Source organism: Micromonospora violae, assembly GCF_004217135.1.
In the GTDB taxonomy this organism is placed as follows: domain Bacteria; phylum Actinomycetota; class Actinomycetes; order Mycobacteriales; family Micromonosporaceae; genus Micromonospora; species Micromonospora violae.
This window is the reverse complement of record NZ_SHKK01000001.1, coordinates 6,497,576-6,513,446: the sequence shown is the minus strand read 5'-3', so window position 1 is coordinate 6,513,446 and position 15,871 is coordinate 6,497,576. Positions and strand designations below refer to the sequence as shown.

Below are 15,871 nucleotides of genomic sequence, written 5' to 3'. Positions count from 1 at the left end.
GGCGGGCGGCCTGAGCCGCCGGGCGGGCTGTCAGCGCAGGGTTTCGGCGGCGACCGCGCGGACGGCGGTGGTCAGGGAGTTCAGCACATCGGACTCCAGCCGCCAGTGCTGCCAGTACAGCGGGACGTCCAGGTGTCGGCCCGGCGCGAGGTCGACGCAGCGGCCGGCGGCGAGGTCGGCCTGGGCGATCTGTTCCGGCACCAGACTCCAGCCCAGCCCGAGTCGGATCGTCTCGCTGATCGCCGGCACCGACGGCACGTAGTGCACCGGCGGGTCCAGCGGCCGCCCGGCCACCGACCGGATGAAGCGGTGTTGCACCCGGTCCTTCCGGTCGAAGAGCACCAACGGGGTGGTGGCCAGCGCGGCGGCGGTGAGTCCGCCGGCGAAGTGGGACGCCGCGAATTCCGGTGTCGCCAACGCGTGGTAGCGCATGGCTCCGAGCCGCAGCACCCGGCAGCCCTGCACGGCCTCCCGCTGGGCGGTGACCGCCGCCGTCACCGAGCCGTCGCGCAGCAGCGCGGCGGTGTGGTCCTGATCGTCCTGCCGCAGGTCGAACGAGAGCCCGGCCCGCTGCGGCAACCGAGCCAGCGCGACGGGGAACCAGCTGGCCAGTGAGTCGGCGTTGACCACCACGGCGACCCGGGTCCGGCCGCCGCCGCCCAGTGGGCCGCGGGCCTCGGCCAGTGCCTCCCGTTCGAGCAGCGTGAGCTGGCCGGCCAGGCGCAGCAACGGGCGGCCGGCGTCGGTTGCCACGCACGGTCGGGCGCGGCGGACCAGCACCTGACCGACGGTCTCCTCCAGCGCCTTGATCCGTTGACTCACCGCCGACGGGGTGACGTGCAGCAGTCGGGCCGCCGCGTCGAAGCTGCCTTCCGCCACCACCGCCGCGAGCGTACGGAGCTGCGCCGAATCGAGACCATGCATCAGCACAGCTTAAGTTGTATAAGAATCTTTAGCTGGACTGGTGGCTGTCGACCGCCCTAGCGTCCAGTCCGTGCTCACCTCCGCCGTCGCCGGCTTCTCGATCTCCATCGCGCTCATCGTCGCCATCGGCGCGCAGAACGCCTTCGTCCTGCGCCAAGGGCTACGGCGCGAGCACGTCGTACCCGTGGTGCTGACCTGCGCCGCGTCGGACGTGCTGCTGATCATGGCGGGGGTGGCCGGGGTCGGTTCGCTGGTGGCCGACCGACCCGGCCTCCTGGCGGCGATCCGCTGGGGCGGTGCGGCCTTCCTGCTCTGCTACGCGGCGCTCGCCGCCCGTCGCGCCGTACGCCCCGGAGCCCTGCTGCCCACCGATCGGCCACCGGCCACCCTGGGGGCGACCCTGCTCGCCTGCGCCGCCTTCACCTACCTGAACCCCCACGTCTACCTGGACACCGTGCTGCTCCTCGGCGGCGTGGCCCAACAACACCCGCACCGGTGGGTCTTCGGCACGGGCGCCGCCCTCGCGAGTGTGCTCTGGTTCACCGCGCTCGGCGTCGGCGCGCAGCGCCTCGCGCCGCTGCTCTCCCGTGCCGCCGCCTGGCGGGTGCTGGACGCGGTAATCGCCGTGGTGATGGCCGGGCTCGCCGTGGCACTCCTGCTCGGGTGACCGGTTCACCGCCGGCCGAGCTCGCTGCGGCGCTCCTGCCGCGTTGTCCGGTTGCCACGGTCAGTACCGACGTCGCCAGCCGGACCGGGGCCAGCGGCGGTGCGAGTGTTTTCCGCGACCACCGGCGGTGGAACCGACCGCGAGCGGGAATGATTGCCCGGTGCGGTTCCTTCACGGCGCGGTTCCCGCGCACGACCTGACCTATACCGACGTCTTCATGGCGCCGGCCCGCTCCGACCTGGGCTCCCGGCTCGACGTCGACCTGTCCACCGGCGACGGCACCGGCACCACCATTCCGTTGGTCGTGTCGAACATGACAGCGGTCGCCGGACGGCGGATGGCCGAGACGGTCGCCCGCCGGGGAGCCATCGCGGTGATCCCGCAGGACATCCCGATCGAGGTGGTGGCGAACGTCATCGCCTGGGTCAAGCAGCGGCACCTGGTCTACGACACGCCGATCACGCTGGGTCCGACGGACACCGTGGGCGACGCCATCCACCTGCTGCCCAAGCGCTCGCACGGTGCGGTGATCGTGGTCGACGACGCCGGCCGACCGATGGGTGTGGTCACCGAGGCGGACACCACGGGCGTGGACCGGTTCGCCCAGCTGCGTCATGTGATGTCCACCGAGCTGCACACCGTCCCGGCGGACGCGGACCCGCGTACCGGTTTCGACCGGCTCTCGGCCGGCCGTCGCCGACTCGCCCCGGTGGTGGACACCGAGGGCCGGCTGGTCGGGGTGCTGACCCGACAGGGCGCGCTGCGCGCCACCCTCTACACGCCGGCCGTGGACGACCGGGGCCGGCTCCGGATCGCGGCGGCCGTCGGGATCAACGGAGACGTGACCGGCAAGGCCGCGGCGCTGCTGGAGGCGGGGGTGGACACGTTGGTCGTGGACACCGCGCACGGCCACCAGGCCCGAATGATCTCCGCGCTCCAGGCGGTCCGGAAGCTGGACCCGGGGGTGCCGGTGGCGGCCGGCAACGTGGTCACCGCCGACGGCGTACGCGACCTGGTGGAGGCGGGGGCGGACATCATCAAGGTGGGCGTCGGTCCGGGCGCCATGTGCACCACCCGGATGATGACCGGTGTGGGTCGGCCCCAGTTCTCCGCCGTCCTCGACTGCGCGGCCGCCGCCCGCCAACTGGGCCGCCACGTGTGGGCCGACGGCGGGGTGCGACACCCCCGGGACGTGGCGCTCGCGCTCGCCGCCGGCGCGTCGAACGTGATGATCGGCTCCTGGTTCGCCGGCACCTACGAGTCCCCGGGCGACCTGTACACCGACGCGGACGGTCGGCGCTACAAGGAGAGCTTCGGGATGGCCTCGGCTCGGGCGGTCAGCGCCCGAACCGCCGACGACAGCCCGTACGACCGGGCCCGCAAGGCGGTCTTCGAGGAGGGCATCTCCTCGGCCCGGATGCACCTGGACCCGGCCCGCCCCGGCGTCGAGGACCTGATCGACGAGATCATCGCGGGGGTACGCAGCGCCTTCACCTACGCCGGCGCACGGGACCTGACCCAGTTCCACGAGCGGGCAATCGTCGGCGTACAGAGCGCCGCCGGCTTCACCGAAGGAATGCCCCTCCCAACAAGCTGGTAAGGCGGTCCCCCACCCCGCCCCACCTCGCCCCACCTCGTCGATCATGGAGTTGTGGTGCCTCACAAAAGGCGCAGCGATGGGCGAACTGCCCACCACAACTCCATGATCGACGCGCGGGGGTGGGGGTGGAGCGGGGTGGGGCGGGGTGGGGTGGGGCGGGGCGGTTAGGGCGCCAGGCGGCGCAGGACTGCGCGGGCTGCTTCGCGGGGGTTGTCGCCTACGCGGTCGGGGAGCGCGTTGGCCAGCCAGAGGGTGGCGAAGCCGTGGGCGATCGACCACGCTGCCAGCGCGTCCCGGTCGGTGTCGGCGGGTGCGCCGCCGGTGGGTAGCGTCGCCACACCGGAGCGGAGTGCGGCAGCGGCCCGGCCCTGGGCGGCGATCAGCTCGGCGTCGTCGGCCCGGTGCAGCTCCGGCCGGAACATCACCTCGAAGTACGCGCGGCGCGTGACGGCGAAGTCGACGTAGGCGACGCCCGCCTCCAACAGGTCGTCACCCGCTGCGGTCAACGCCTGGGCCAGCAGGTCGAACCCCTGGGCGGCGAGCGCGGTGAGCAGCCCCGCCTTGTCGCCGAAGTGGTGTGCGGGCGCGGCATGCGAAACGCCGGCCCGGCGGGCCAGGTCGCGCAGGCTCAGCGCGCCGGGCCCGACCTCCTCGACGGCCTCCAGCGCCGCGGTGAGCAGAGCGCGGCGCAGGTCGCCGTGGTGATAGGCGCGCGTGTCGGTCATGCCCGAACTCTATCTTGTCATTGACAAGATGCCACCCCGCAGGGCAATCTTGTCACTGACAAGTTCCCCCGAGGAGGATTCCGATGGCACCCCTGATCGCCCTGATCGTCGGCACCGCGCTGGCCCGACTCACCGGCCTGGCCGGCATCTCCGCACTGGACGGTTGGATTCCCGCGCTGCGCGTCGGGCTGGCCATGATGTTCACCCTGACCGCCGTCGCGCACTTCGTCGGCCAGCGCCGCACCGACCTGATCGCGATGGTCCCGCCCCGACTGCCCCGGCCGGACCTGCTCGTCACCCTCACCGGCGTGCTGGAACTGGTCGGCGCGATCGGCCTGCTGGTGCCGGCGACCGCACGGATCGCGGCAGCCGGGCTCGGCCTGCTCATGCTCGCGCTGTTCCCGGCCAACGTGTCGGCCGCCCGCCGCAAGCTGACCCTCGCCGGCCGCCCGGTCACCCCGCTCGCGCAACGCACCGCCCTACAGGTCGTGTTCGTGGCCGCCGCCACCGCAATTTCGTTTGGTGCCTGACTATCAGGGGGCTAACCTACCTGTCGTGGAACTCGTGACCCTTCAGGACGTGCCGCTCGGTCGACTCCTGGTGGTGGCCGGACACCTCGTCGGGCAGCGGTGGAACCGCTACCTCGCCGAGGAGCACGGCCTCACCCAGGCCGGCATGATCACCCTGATGACGCTCGCCCGACACGGCGAGTTGCCCCACCGGGAGGTCGCCGAGAAGGGGTTCGTCCGCCCGGCGACGCTGACCGGCATCGTCGACACGCTCGAGCGCGATGGTCTGGTCGAGCGGCAGCGCGACAACAGCGACCGGCGCAGCATCCGACTCGCCATCACACCCGCCGGGCGGGAGCGGGTGGCGGCGCTCGACGCACTCATGCACTCCGGACGGCCCCTCACCTCGGTCGACGCCGACCCGGCGAAGGCCAAGGTGATCCGAGAGTTCCTACTTGAGGTCATCGGCAGCGGAGACGACCCGCGGATGGCCGGACGCCCCACCGAAACGAAGGACCCGGCGTGCTGATCCGACTCCTGCGCGGGCAACTGCGCACCTATCAGAGACCGTTGCTGGCGGTGGTGCTGCTCCAGTTCGTGGGCACCATGGCCTCGCTCTACCTACCCAGCCTCAACGCCGACATCATCGACCAGGGCGTGGCCCGGGGCGACACCGACTACATCGTGCGCACCGGCGGTTGGATGCTGCTGGTCAGCCTGATCCAGATCGTCTGTTCGATCGCCGCCGTCTACCTGGGCGCCCGGGTTGCGATGGGCTTCGGCCGAGACGTACGCGCCGAGCTGTTCGGGCACGTCAACCGCTTCTCGGCCCGCGAGGTGGCCCGGTTCGGGGCGCCGTCGCTGATCACCCGCAACACCAACGACGTGCAGCAGGTGCAGATGCTCGTGCTGATGAGCTGCACGATGCTGGTCGCCGCACCGATCATGAGCGTCGGCGGCGTGGTCATGGCGCTGCGCGAGGACGTCGGGCTCTCCTGGCTGATGCTGGTCAGCGTGCCGGTGCTGGCCATCGCGCTCGGCGCGATCATCCGTCGGATGGTGCCGGGCTTCCGGTTGATGCAGACCCGCATCGACACGGTCAACCGGGTGCTGCGGGAGCAGATCACCGGCATCCGGGTGGTCCGCGCGTTCGTCCGCGAGCCGTACGAGACGGACCGGTTCGCCGTCGCCAACGCCGACCTGACCGCCACCGCGCTGCGTACCGGACGGTTGTTGGCGTTGATCTTCCCGGTGGTCATGCTGGTGCTGAACGTCTCCAGCGTGGCGGTGCTCTGGTTCGGCGCGCAGCGGGTGGACGCCAACGCGATCCAGATCGGCGCGCTGACCGCCTTCCTGCAGTACCTGATGCAGATCCTGATGGCGGTCATGATGGCCACCTTCATGCTGATGATGGTGCCCCGGGCCTCGGTCTGCGCCGAGCGGATCGTCGAGGTGCTGGACACCGACTCCTCGGTGGTCCCGGCCAGCGCGCCGGTCACCGAGCTGCCCACCCGAGCCGAGCTGGAGCTGCGCGGGGTGCGCTTCCAGTACCCGGGCGCGGTGGAGCCGGTGCTGCGCGACATCTCCTTCCGGGCGGCACCGGGCACCACCACGGCGATCATCGGCAGCACCGGCGCGGGCAAGACGACCCTGCTGTCGCTGATTCCCCGACTGGTCGACGTCACCGCCGGCGCGGTGCTGGTCGACGGGGTGGACGTACGCGAGTTGGCGCCGGACGAGCTGTGGCGGCGCATCGGCCTGGTGCCACAGCGGCCGTACCTGTTCACCGGGACGGTCGCCAGCAACCTTCGCTACGGCAACCCGGACGCCACCGACGAGGAGTTGTGGACGGCGCTGGAGATCGCCCAGGCCCGGGACTTCGTGGCCCAGATGCCCGGTGGGCTGGACGCCCCGATCGCGCAGGGCGGCACCACCGTCTCCGGTGGGCAGCGGCAGCGCCTGGCCATCGCCCGGGCCCTGGTCCGGCAGCCGGAGATCTACCTCTTCGACGACTCGTTCTCCGCGCTCGACCTGGGCACCGACGCCCGTCTGCGAGCGGCACTGCGGCCGGTCACCGCACAGTCGGCGGTCGTGATCGTGGCCCAACGGGTCTCCACGATCATCGATGCCGATCAGATCATCGTTCTTGAGGACGGAGGGGTCGTCGGAGTGGGACGACACGCCGAGTTGTTGGACACCTGCCCGACGTACGCCGAGATCGTGGCCTCGCAGCAGACGACGGAGGTGCCGGCATGAGCGAGCGTGACGAGCCGCGCGCCGCGGCCGTACCCAGTCAGAAGCCGGCCGCCGACCCGCGGACGCCGGGAGGCGACGCGCAGCAGGCCGGCGGCGGAGCCGCGCAGCAGGCCGGCGGCGACGCGCGGACGCCGAAACGGCTGCCACCCGGCCGGCAGGGTGGTGGCCCGCCGTGGATGGGTGCCGGGATGCCCGCCGAGAAGTCGATGAACTTCGGCCCGTCGGCCCGCCGGTTGCTCGGCCGGCTGCGCTCGCACCGACTGCACCTGGCCGCGATCATCACGCTGGCCGTGGTGAGCGTCGGGTTCAGCGTGGCCGGGCCGAAGATCCTCGGCCACGCCACCGATCTGATCTTCAGCGGGGTGATCGGCCGGCAACTGCCCGCCGGCACCACCGCCGAGCAGGCCGTCGCGGCGGCCCGGGCCAGCGGCAACGACAGCTTCGCCGACATGCTGGCCCGGATGGACGTGCTGCCCGGGGTGGGCATCGACTTCAGCGCCCTGAGTCGGGTGCTGCTGCTGGCACTCGGGCTCTACCTGGCGGCGAGCGTGCTGTCCTGGTGGCAGGGCTGGCTGCTCAACGGGGTGGTTCAGCGCACCGTGCTGCGGCTGCGCGCCGAGGTGGAGGAGAAGCTCAACCGGCTGCCGCTGCCCTACTTCGACCGGCAGCCGCGCGGCGAGTTGCTCAGCCGGGTCACCAACGACATCGACAACATCTCCACCAGCCTCCAGCAGACCCTCAGCCAGCTGCTCACCTCACTGCTGACCGTCATCGGCGTGCTGTCCGTGATGTTCTGGATCTCGCCGGTGCTGGCCCTGGTGGCCCTGGTCGCGGTGCCGCTGTCGGTGCTGGTCACCCAGCGCATCGCCAAGCGCTCGCAGAAGCAGTTCATCGCCCAGTGGACGCACACCGGGGAGCTGAACGCTCAGATCGAGGAGGCGTACACCGGTCACGAGCTGGTGAAGGTCTTCGGTCGGCAGCGTGAGGTCGAGGCCGCGTTCCACGCGAAGAACGAGGAGCTGTTCCGGGCCAGCTTCGGGGCGCAGTTCATCTCCGGGATCATCATGCCGTCGATGATGTTCATCGGAAACCTCAGCTACGTGGCGATCGCCGTGGTCGGCGGGCTACGGGTCGCCTCCGGCACGATGAGCCTCGGCGATGTGCAGGCGTTCATCCAGTACTCCCGCCAGTTCACCCAGCCGCTCACCCAACTCGCCTCGATGGCCAACCTGCTCCAGTCCGGGGTGGCGTCGGCCGAACGGGTCTTCGCCGTGCTCGACGCGGACGAGCAGACCCCCGACCCGGTCGAGCCGGCCCGGGTCAGCGACCCGCACGGTCGGGTCGAGTTCGAGCACGTCTCGTTCCGCTACGAGCCGGACAAGCCGCTGATCGACGATCTGTCGCTGGTCGCCGAGCCCGGGCACACCGTGGCCATCGTCGGCCCGACCGGTGCCGGCAAGACCACGCTGGTCAACCTGGTGATGCGGTTCTATGAACTGGACGCCGGCCGGATCACCCTCGACGGGGTGGACATCACGACGATGCGCCGCGACGACCTGCGCGGCCGCATCGGCATGGTGCTCCAGGACACCTGGCTGTTCGGCGGCACCATCCGGGACAACATCGCCTACGGGCGGCCGGACGCGACCGAGGAGGAGATCCTCGCCGCGGCGCGGGCCACCTTCGTGGACCGGTTCGTACGTAGCCTGCCCGACGGTTACGACACGGTCATCGACGAGGAGGGCAGCAACGTCAGCGCCGGCGAGAAGCAGCTCATCACGATCGCGCGGGCGTTCCTCGCCGAGCCGTCGCTGCTGATCCTCGACGAGGCCACCAGTTCGGTGGACACCCGCACCGAGGTGCTGCTGCAACGGGCGATGGCCGCGCTGCGCTCGGACCGGACCAGCTTCGTCATCGCGCACCGGCTCTCCACCATCCGCGACGCCGACCTGATCCTCATGATGGAGAACGGTCGGATCGTCGAGCAGGGCACCCACGAGCAGTTGCTCGCCGCCCAGGGCGCGTACCACCGGCTCTACCGCTCACAGTTCACCGGAGCGGTGGTCGACGAGGAGCCGCTCGCCCAACCGGCGTCGGTCTAGAGCATGGGGCAGCGCCCTGGGCCGGCGGGCCGGTCAGTCCGCCGGCAGCAGGTCGGCCGCTCGGGCGGCGACCTGCCCGACGATCAGGGCGAGCGCGGCGTCGGCGGGCATCGGGGCCAGGGCGCGGCCGTCGCGCAGCCGCAGCGCGAGGCGGTCGTCGGCCGCCTCCCGGGCACCCACCACCCCGAGGTACGGGACGCGGCGGCGGGCCGCGTCCCGGACCCGGGCGCCCAGCGACCCGGCGACGTCGACCTCGACCCGCAGGCCGGCGTCACCCGCCCGTCGGGCCAGGTCGGCCGCCACGTCGACCTGGCCGTCGTCGACCGGCAGCAGCACCAACTGGACGGGCGCGTACCAGGCCGGGAACGCCCCCTCGTGCACCTCGATGAGGTACGCGAACAGCCGCTCCATGCTGCCGACCAGGCTGCGGTGCAGCATGACCGGCCGACGCCGACTGCCGTCCGAGTCGGTGTACGACAGGTCGAACCGCTCCGGCTTGTCGAAGTCCACCTGGATGGTGGAGATGGTCGACTCCCGGCCGGCGGCGTCGACGATCTGAATGTCGATCTTCGGACCGTAGAAGGCGGCCTCCCCCGCCGCCTCGACGTACTCCACCCCGGCCAGCGCCTCCCGGAGCAACTCCTCGGCGCGGGCCCACTGCGCGTCGTCGCCGACGTACTTCTCGCCCGGCCCGCGCAGCGACAGCCGGAACCCGGCCGCTCGGACGCCGAGGGCGGCGTGCGCGGCACGGATCAGCCCGAGGATCTCGACGACCTCGGCGCCGACCTGCTCGGGGGCGCAGAAGGTGTGCGCGTCGTTGAGCGAGATGGCGCGCACCCGGGACAGCCCGCCGAGCACCCCGGAGCGCTCCGAGCGGTACATCCCTCCCAGTTCCGCGATCCGCAACGGCAACTCCCGGTAGGAACGACCGCGCGCCCGGAAGACCAGGGCGTGGTGCGGGCAGAGCGCCGGCCGGAGCACGAACTCGTCGTCGGCGCTGAGCCGCATCGGCGGGAACATGTCGTCGGCGAAGTAGCCGAGATGGCCGGAGAGTTCGAAGAGTTCCCGCTTGCCCAGCGGCGGCGAGTAGACGTGCTGGTGGCCGGAGCGGCGCTCCAACTCCCGGACGTACTCCTCGACGGCGTGCCGGGCGGCGGCGCCGGCCGGCAGCCAGATCGGCAGGCCGGCACCGGCCAGCGGGTCGGAGACGAAGAGGTCCAGCTCGCGGCCGAGCCTACGGTGGTCGATCATGTCGGGCTCCTGGATCGGGTACGACCCGGAGGCGACCTGAGCTCCGTTCGGCGCGCTGCCCTCGGGGGCGGATCGCCCCGGGGCCTGGTCGACGGTGGTTACGTCAGAGCGGCGCGCCGGGGATACCCGGCGTCGTGGTGTTTGCTACCGCGCTGCGCATCTGCCGACCGTACCCGCGCGAGGATCGGGGACGCACCCGAAATTACGACGCAGGGGTGGGCCGCCGGCGCGGGACCCGCCGGCGGCCCGGGCGGCCGAATCGTCAGGAACGGGGGACCCGACGGGCGAGGCCGCGCCGACAACGGTACGCCGACGAACGCCGTTCTGCCGCCCGCCCGGGACCGCTGGACCGGCCCGCGAACCCGTCACCCGGCAGCGACCAGCCTCGTTGTACCTGGGTGGCCCAGTCGTGTCGACGGTCACGACGGGCCAGGGCCGTCCACCGTGACGCCGGACACGACGTCAGGCTCAAGACACCCAATCGGCCGCATCCGGCGAGGTGGCAGGCGTGCCCGAACTTCTGACTGACGTCGCGTCGCCGACGTGGGCGTACCTGGTGCTGCTCGCTCTGCTGATCGCGGACGCCTTCGTGCCGGTTATTCCCACCCAGATCGTCATGATCACCAGCGGTGCACTCACTGTCTACGGCGGGCTGAACCTGCCGATCACCATCGCCGTCGGCGCGCTCGGCGTATTCGCCGGCGACCTGGCCTGCTACCTGCTCGGGCGGAGCGCACCGGACCGCCGGCCACCCCGGCACGCCGAGCTGAGCCGGGCCCGCCGGGTGGCCAGCCGGGTCACCCAGGGGCTGCGACAACCCGGGCCGCTGGTCATCCTGCTCTGCCGGTTCGTGCCCGGCGGCCGGATGGCGGCCTGCTTCTCGGCCGGGCGCAGCCGCTACCCGTACCGCCTGTTCATGCTCTACGAGGCGGTCGCCGCGCTGGGTTGGGCCACCTACGGCGCCCTGGTCGGGCATCTGGGCGGCACCGCACTGACCGAGTCGGCGTGGCGGCTGGCCATCATCGCCACCGCCGCGGCAGCGGGCTTCGCCGCGGCCGGATGGGCCATGACCCTGGTCAACGCCCGCCACGCCCGCGCCGCCGCCGCGGTCGCCGCAGTCGATGTCCCCATCGACTGAGTGTCGTTGATGCCCCCAGGGCCTCTAGGGGTGGTCCCGGGGGGTAATTTCGGTGGCTGTCCCGGATTCGGCTGGGGTGTCCGCGGCGACAGGCTGAGGTATGCCTGCAACTCGGAACACCGGCCTGCTGGCCCTCGGCGGGATCGCCCTGGCGGCGCTGCTCACCGTCATCGGCCACCTCGAAGTCAACGATGACCTCAACCCGTGGGCGTTGACCATCAGCGACTTCGCGGTCTCCGACCGGGGCGGCGTCATCGACATCGCCATGGTGGTGCTGGCGTTCGCCACCGTGGCGCTGCTCTACGGGCTGCGTCGCGGCGCGCCGGCACGGCCCGGCCGGGCAGCCGAACTGCTGCTCGGCGCGTGGGTGACCGGGCTGCTGCTGGCCGCGGTGGTGCCGACGAACGAACCGGGCACCGCCATGACCACGGCGGCCTACGTGCACCGGTACGCCTCGGTGGTCGCCTTTCTGGCACTGCCGGTGGCCGGTTGGCTGCTCGCCCGTCGGTCCGAGTTGGCGCCGGTCGCCCGCACGCTACGCACCCTCGTTCTGCTGAGTCTGACCCTGGCGGGGGCGATGATCTGGTCCGCCTACCCCGGCGACCGTCTGCTGATCGGCCTGGCCGAGCGGCTGCTCATCGTCTCCGAGGTGGCGGTGCTGGCAACCATCGCGCTGACCCAGGCCCGCGCGGCCGTCGATCATGGAGTTGTGGTGCCTCATAAAAGGGGCATCGCGGCATGAACCGCCCACCACAACTCCATGATCGACGCTGGAGATCGACAACGCCACCAAGCAGATGACCGTGCTCCAGCTTCCCGCGCGGGGTCCGGGGGCCGCAGCGAGAACGGGTGCGCTACTCCAGCTCGTGCAGCATGAGCTGGCGGGCCGCTTCGGTGATCGAGCCAGACAACGACGGGTAGATGGTGATGGTCTGGGCCAGCTCGTTGACGGTGAGGTTGTTCTCCACCGCCATGGTGATGGGCAGGATCAGCTCGCTGGCCTTCGGCGCGACCACCACACCGCCGATCACCTGACCGCTGGCCGGCCGGCAGAACAGCTTCACGAAACCGTCGGAGAGGTCGTCCATCTTGGCTCGGGCGTTGCCGGACAGCGGCAACATCACCTGTCGGGCCGGCACCTTGCCCGCGTCCACCTCGTCCTGCGAGACACCCACGGTGGCCAGCTCCGGATCGGTGAAGACGTTCGCCGCGACGGTACGCAGCCGCAGCGGGCGGACCGCCTCGCCGAGCGCGTGCCACATGGCGATCCGGCCCTGCATCGCGGCGACGCTGGCCAGCAGCAGCACGCCGGTGCAGTCGCCGGCGGCGTAGATGCCGGGCACGTTGGTCCGGGACGCCCGATCGACAGTGATATAGCCGCCCCGGCCCAGCTCGACCCCGTACTCGGTCAGGCCCAGGTTGGCCGTGTTCGGGATCGAACCGACGGTGATCAGCGCGTGCGAGCCGGTCACCTTGCGGCCGTCGGAAAGCTCCACCTCGACGCCGTCGGCGGTACGCCGGACCGCGTCGGCCCGGGAGTTGTTGAGGATCTCCATGCCCCGGTTGCGGAACACCCGCTCGATGGCGGAGGCGGCGTCGGCGTCCTCGTGTGGCATCACCCGGTCCCGGCTGGAGACCAGGGTGACCTCGACCCCCATCGCCAGGTACGCGCTGGCGAACTCCGCACCGGTCACGCCGGACCCGACCACGATCAGGTGCTCGGGCAGCTCCGGCAGGTCGTACACCTGGCGCCAGGTCAGGATGCGTTCACCGTCGGGTACGGCGGTGGGCAGTTGGCGGGGTGTCGAGCCGGTGGCCACCAGCACGGTGGACGCGTCGATCGAGTACTCCTCGCCGCCGTCGGCGGGGGTGACGACGACCCGGTGGGTGTGCCCGAGGGAGTCCTCGCCGAGCCGGGCGGTGCCGGCCACGAAGGTGACCCCCGCCTTCAGCAGCTTGGCGTGGATGTCCGCGGACTGCGCCAGGGCGAGCCGCTTCACCCGCTCGTGCACCGCCCGCGCGTCCACGGTGACCGCCTCCAGGCCGTCCGAGTGCACCCCGAACTCCTCGGTGTCGCGGTAGCCGGTGACCACCCCCGAGCTGGCGATGAAGGTCTTCGACGGTACGCAGTCGGAGAGCACGCAGGCACCACCGGCGCCGTCGGCCTCCACCACTGTGACATCGGCGTCCAGCTGGGCGGCGACCAGTGCCGCCTCGTACCCGGCCGGCCCCCCGCCGATGATCACGATCCGGCTCACAGCATTCGCCCTTCGTCCATGCTCACAGTGACTTTCTTCTCCCGAGCGCGTTCGACACGCACTGTCGTATTCTCCCCCACCCGTCAGCCGGGCTATCGTCATCGCCGTGCGTCATCACGCCGCCTACGGCTCAAATCTCGACCCCGCCCGGATGCGTGCCTACTGTCCGCATTCGCCGATGGTGGGTACCGGCTGGCTGGAGGGCTGGCGGCTGACCTTCGCCGGGGCGGACGTGATCGGCTGGGAGGGTGCGGTGAGCACCCTGGTCGAGTCCCCCGGTGACCGGGTCTTCGTAGCGCTCTACGACATCCACCCGTACGACGCGGGCCAGCTCGACGAGATCGAGGGGGTGACCGCCGGCACGTACCGCAAGCTGCACGTCCGGGTCTCCACCCTCGACGGCGACGTGACCGCGTGGATCTACGTCTTCAACGGGTACGAGGGTGGTCTGCCGACCTCGTGGTACCTGTCGGAGATCGCGAACGCCGCCGAGAAGGCGGGCGCCCCGGACGACTACGTCACCGAGCTGCGGTCCCGCCCCACCGGCACCGCATCGGCGTAGCAGCGCGTATCGCACCCCGCCAGTCTGCTACCGCCGTCGACCGGAGGCCCGGTCGGGCCCGTCCAGGGTCGTCAATCACACACGGGCCGCCGGGACGGAGAGTTCGTACATGTCGGTCCACCGGGTCTCCCGCAGGCCCACCGACCGGTAGAGCGATAGCGGGGCGGTCGGGTTGGTGAGGTCGACGCCCAGGCCGGCCGCCCGCCGGCCCTTCTCGGCGTAGCGGGCGAACGCGCGGCGCAGCAGCGCCGCACCCACCCCCCTGCGTCGGTAGCCGGACAACACGGACAGGCTCTTCACCCAGCCCGACTGCTGGTCGAGCGCCTGATCCGAGGACTGCAACGCGCCGACCGGCACCCCGTCGACCTCGGCGACGAACCACTCGTCCCAGGCGGTCAGGTCGCCGAGCCGGGCCCGCCACCGCTCGTACGGCAGCGGCTCGTGGTCCGGGGTGTCGCCGAAGGCGGCCTCGTAGATCCGGTGGAACTGCACGAGGTCGGTCTCGTCGTCTGGGCGGATTGGTCGCACCGTCACGGCCGGCGCCCCGGCCAGCTCGTCCGCCAGGTCGTCCAGCGGCCGGCTCATCCGGACGTACCGCTTCACCAGGGTGAATCCGCGTGCGCGCAGGGCGCGTTCCCAGTCACGTTCCGGGGCGAACACGGCGCACCGGACGGTGAGCGAGGGCAGGCCCCGCTCGGCGGCGCGCTCGGCGACCCGGTCCAGTTGACGGGCCAGCAACGGCGCGCGGACGGCGGCGCCCCGTACCGGATCGACGTAGACCTCCACGAACTCCCGGCCCACCCCGGTCGGGTTGTCCACCGTCGCCCAGCCGACCACGGTATCGTCCGGGTCGATCGCCAGCCAGGAGTCCTGGGTCGGGTCGAAGTGGGGGGCGGTCAGCGACGCCGCGACATCCTCGGCGTCGAAGTCGGGATGGCCGATGGCGAAGGTGTCGGCGGCGTGCACCACCGCGAGGATCGCCGGTACGTCGTCGAGGGTGGGCCGGCGCGTTGTCCAACCAGCGGGAAGGGTCACGGCAGGACATCCTGACAGCCGATCTGCCCGGACGCCGCCCATTTTCCGGCCGACGGGCGGCTCCGGTGTCGGCGGGCGGCTCAGGCCAGGTCGGCTCGGGTGCGGTGCAGCAACTCCACCAACTCCGCGCCGACGGCGGGACCGAGGGCCGCGAACGCCGGCGCGGCCAGCCGGTTGGTCACCGCCTCGGCCCAGAGTCGGCGGCGTACCAGCGGCCCGACCGGCGGGTACGGCGGCGGCCAGCCACAGGCCACCGCCCCGGCCTCGCCCTCCGGGCCGGCCAGTACGGCCTCCAGCGGGGTCATCCCGGCGGCGCGTACCGCCAGCAGGTAGGCGCCGGTGAAGTGTTCCCGCAGCAGACGCAGCCCGGCGGCGCTGCGGGCGCCGGGCGAGAGATCCGGAAGCGGCATGGCCCGCCACGCGGCGAAGAGCGGCATCCCGCTGGCCTCCGCCGCGACCACGGCCCGCTCGACGAGCGCCGACAGACGCTCGGTGCCGGGCAGCGGGTCGAGCCGCTGCGCCCCCCAGCGGCAGCACTCGGCAAGGCTCGCGGCGGCCACCTCGAACGGCCGGACGACCCGGGCGGCGGCGTCCCAACCGTCGGCGACCGCGTCCGGGGCGATGAACCCGAGGGCGGCAGCGGCCGTCTCGGCCCGCACATCGCCGAGCGCGCCGGCCCGCCCACTGATGTAGAAAGCCCAGCCGGAGATGCCGAGCAGTCGGGCCCGGCGCAGCGTGGTCGGGTCTCGGCTGAAGGCGTCACCCAGGTCGAGCACGACGGGCTTGCTGGCGGCCGCGACCTGTTCCGGAGTCACCGGGGTGCCGCCCTCGGGCAACCTGACCC

15 protein-coding genes are annotated in these 15,871 nt (G+C 71.9%); 9 read left to right on the top strand and 6 right to left on the bottom strand.

All coding sequences use genetic code 11. The features are described from left to right. Positions 1-30: 30 nt before the first annotated feature. Positions 31-924, bottom strand: a complete 894-nt coding sequence (locus EV382_RS29540; RefSeq protein ID WP_130407258.1) for a LysR family transcriptional regulator ArgP — start codon at positions 922-924, stop codon at positions 31-33. A gap of 70 nt (positions 925-994) precedes the next feature. Here EV382_RS29540 and EV382_RS29535 point away from each other — a divergent pair, with 70 nt between their 5' ends. Both EV382_RS29535 and EV382_RS29530 read left to right on the top strand, forming a co-directional pair. Then, positions 995-1,591 (top strand): LysE/ArgO family amino acid transporter, encoded by a 597-nt coding sequence (locus EV382_RS29535; protein ID WP_130407256.1) that lies wholly within the window; start codon positions 995-997, stop codon positions 1,589-1,591. Positions 1,592-1,751: 160 nt separating this feature from the next. After that, a complete protein-coding gene (locus EV382_RS29530; protein ID WP_130407254.1) occupies positions 1,752-3,191 on the top strand; it encodes a GuaB1 family IMP dehydrogenase-related protein in 1,440 nt (479 codons plus the stop codon). Between the two features lie 164 nt (positions 3,192-3,355). On the opposite strand, the gene EV382_RS29525 is transcribed toward EV382_RS29530, so the two are convergent. Then, on the bottom strand, positions 3,356-3,916 hold the full coding sequence (locus EV382_RS29525; RefSeq protein ID WP_130407252.1) for a TetR/AcrR family transcriptional regulator: 561 nt from the start codon (positions 3,914-3,916) through the stop codon (positions 3,356-3,358). A gap of 83 nt (positions 3,917-3,999) precedes the next feature. Here EV382_RS29525 and EV382_RS29520 point away from each other — a divergent pair, with 83 nt between their 5' ends. The 4 genes from EV382_RS29520 (at position 4,000) to EV382_RS29505 (ending at position 8,783) form a co-directional block, all read left to right on the top strand. Then, positions 4,000-4,446 carry a DoxX family protein gene (locus EV382_RS29520; RefSeq protein WP_130407250.1) on the top strand — a complete coding sequence of 149 codons (447 nt, stop codon included), beginning with the start codon at positions 4,000-4,002 and terminating at the stop codon, positions 4,444-4,446. A 25-nt stretch (positions 4,447-4,471) separates the two neighbouring features. Next, complete coding sequence (locus EV382_RS29515) at positions 4,472-4,954, top strand: MarR family winged helix-turn-helix transcriptional regulator (protein ID WP_130407248.1); 483 nt, start codon at positions 4,472-4,474, stop codon at positions 4,952-4,954. Next, a complete protein-coding gene (locus EV382_RS29510; protein WP_130407246.1) occupies positions 4,948-6,681 on the top strand; it encodes an ABC transporter ATP-binding protein in 1,734 nt (577 codons plus the stop codon). The genes EV382_RS29515 and EV382_RS29510 overlap by 7 nt, the downstream gene beginning before the upstream one ends. A gap of 176 nt (positions 6,682-6,857) precedes the next feature. Beyond that, complete coding sequence (locus EV382_RS29505) at positions 6,858-8,783, top strand: ABC transporter ATP-binding protein (protein WP_244237012.1); 1,926 nt, start codon at positions 6,858-6,860, stop codon at positions 8,781-8,783. 33 nt (positions 8,784-8,816) lie between these two features. Here the strand turns inward: EV382_RS29505 and thrS are convergent, their stop codons facing one another. Continuing rightward, complete coding sequence (gene thrS / locus EV382_RS29500) at positions 8,817-10,034, bottom strand: threonine--tRNA ligase (protein ID WP_130407244.1); 1,218 nt, start codon at positions 10,032-10,034, stop codon at positions 8,817-8,819. A gap of 508 nt (positions 10,035-10,542) precedes the next feature. On the opposite strand from thrS, the gene EV382_RS29495 reads away from it, so the two are divergent. Both EV382_RS29495 and EV382_RS29490 read left to right on the top strand, forming a co-directional pair. After that, positions 10,543-11,172 carry a DedA family protein gene (locus EV382_RS29495; RefSeq protein WP_130407242.1) on the top strand — a complete coding sequence of 210 codons (630 nt, stop codon included), beginning with the start codon at positions 10,543-10,545 and terminating at the stop codon, positions 11,170-11,172. A 100-nt stretch (positions 11,173-11,272) separates the two neighbouring features. Further along, positions 11,273-11,914, top strand: a complete 642-nt coding sequence (locus EV382_RS29490; RefSeq protein ID WP_130407240.1) for a DUF998 domain-containing protein — start codon at positions 11,273-11,275, stop codon at positions 11,912-11,914. A gap of 112 nt (positions 11,915-12,026) precedes the next feature. On the opposite strand, the gene EV382_RS29485 is transcribed toward EV382_RS29490, so the two are convergent. Then, positions 12,027-13,430 (bottom strand): NAD(P)H-quinone dehydrogenase, encoded by a 1,404-nt coding sequence (locus tag EV382_RS29485; protein ID WP_130407238.1) that lies wholly within the window; start codon positions 13,428-13,430, stop codon positions 12,027-12,029. Between the two features lie 106 nt (positions 13,431-13,536). On the opposite strand from EV382_RS29485, the gene EV382_RS29480 reads away from it, so the two are divergent. After that, entirely contained in the window at positions 13,537-13,992 is a 456-nt protein-coding gene (locus EV382_RS29480) for a gamma-glutamylcyclotransferase family protein (RefSeq protein WP_130407236.1), read from the top strand. A 75-nt stretch (positions 13,993-14,067) separates the two neighbouring features. Here EV382_RS29480 and EV382_RS29475 read toward each other — a convergent pair whose 3' ends face one another. Together EV382_RS29475 and EV382_RS29470 are read right to left on the bottom strand one after the other, a co-directional pair. Continuing rightward, positions 14,068-15,027, bottom strand: coding sequence for a GNAT family N-acetyltransferase (locus EV382_RS29475; RefSeq protein WP_130407235.1), 960 nt, complete (start codon positions 15,025-15,027; stop codon positions 14,068-14,070). Positions 15,028-15,107: 80 nt separating this feature from the next. Beyond that, positions 15,108-15,842 (bottom strand): SCO6745 family protein, encoded by a 735-nt coding sequence (locus EV382_RS29470; RefSeq protein ID WP_130407233.1) that lies wholly within the window; start codon positions 15,840-15,842, stop codon positions 15,108-15,110. Positions 15,843-15,871 lie beyond the last annotated feature (29 nt).

Bases quoted from the DNA above. Each gene is read 5' to 3' on its own strand.
- EV382_RS29520 (WP_130407250.1), top strand. From the start codon at position 4,000: ATGGCACCCCTGATCGCCCTGATCGTCGGCACCGCGCTGGCCCGACTC.
- EV382_RS29540 (WP_130407258.1), bottom strand. From the start codon at position 924: ATGCATGGTCTCGATTCGGCGCAGCTCCGTACGCTCGCGGCGGTGGTG.
- thrS (WP_130407244.1), bottom strand. From the start codon at position 10,034: ATGATCGACCACCGTAGGCTCGGCCGCGAGCTGGACCTCTTCGTCTCC.
- EV382_RS29505 (WP_244237012.1), top strand. From the start codon at position 6,858: ATGGGTGCCGGGATGCCCGCCGAGAAGTCGATGAACTTCGGCCCGTCG.
- EV382_RS29525 (WP_130407252.1), bottom strand. From the start codon at position 3,916: ATGACCGACACGCGCGCCTATCACCACGGCGACCTGCGCCGCGCTCTG.
- EV382_RS29490 (WP_130407240.1), top strand. From the start codon at position 11,273: ATGCCTGCAACTCGGAACACCGGCCTGCTGGCCCTCGGCGGGATCGCC.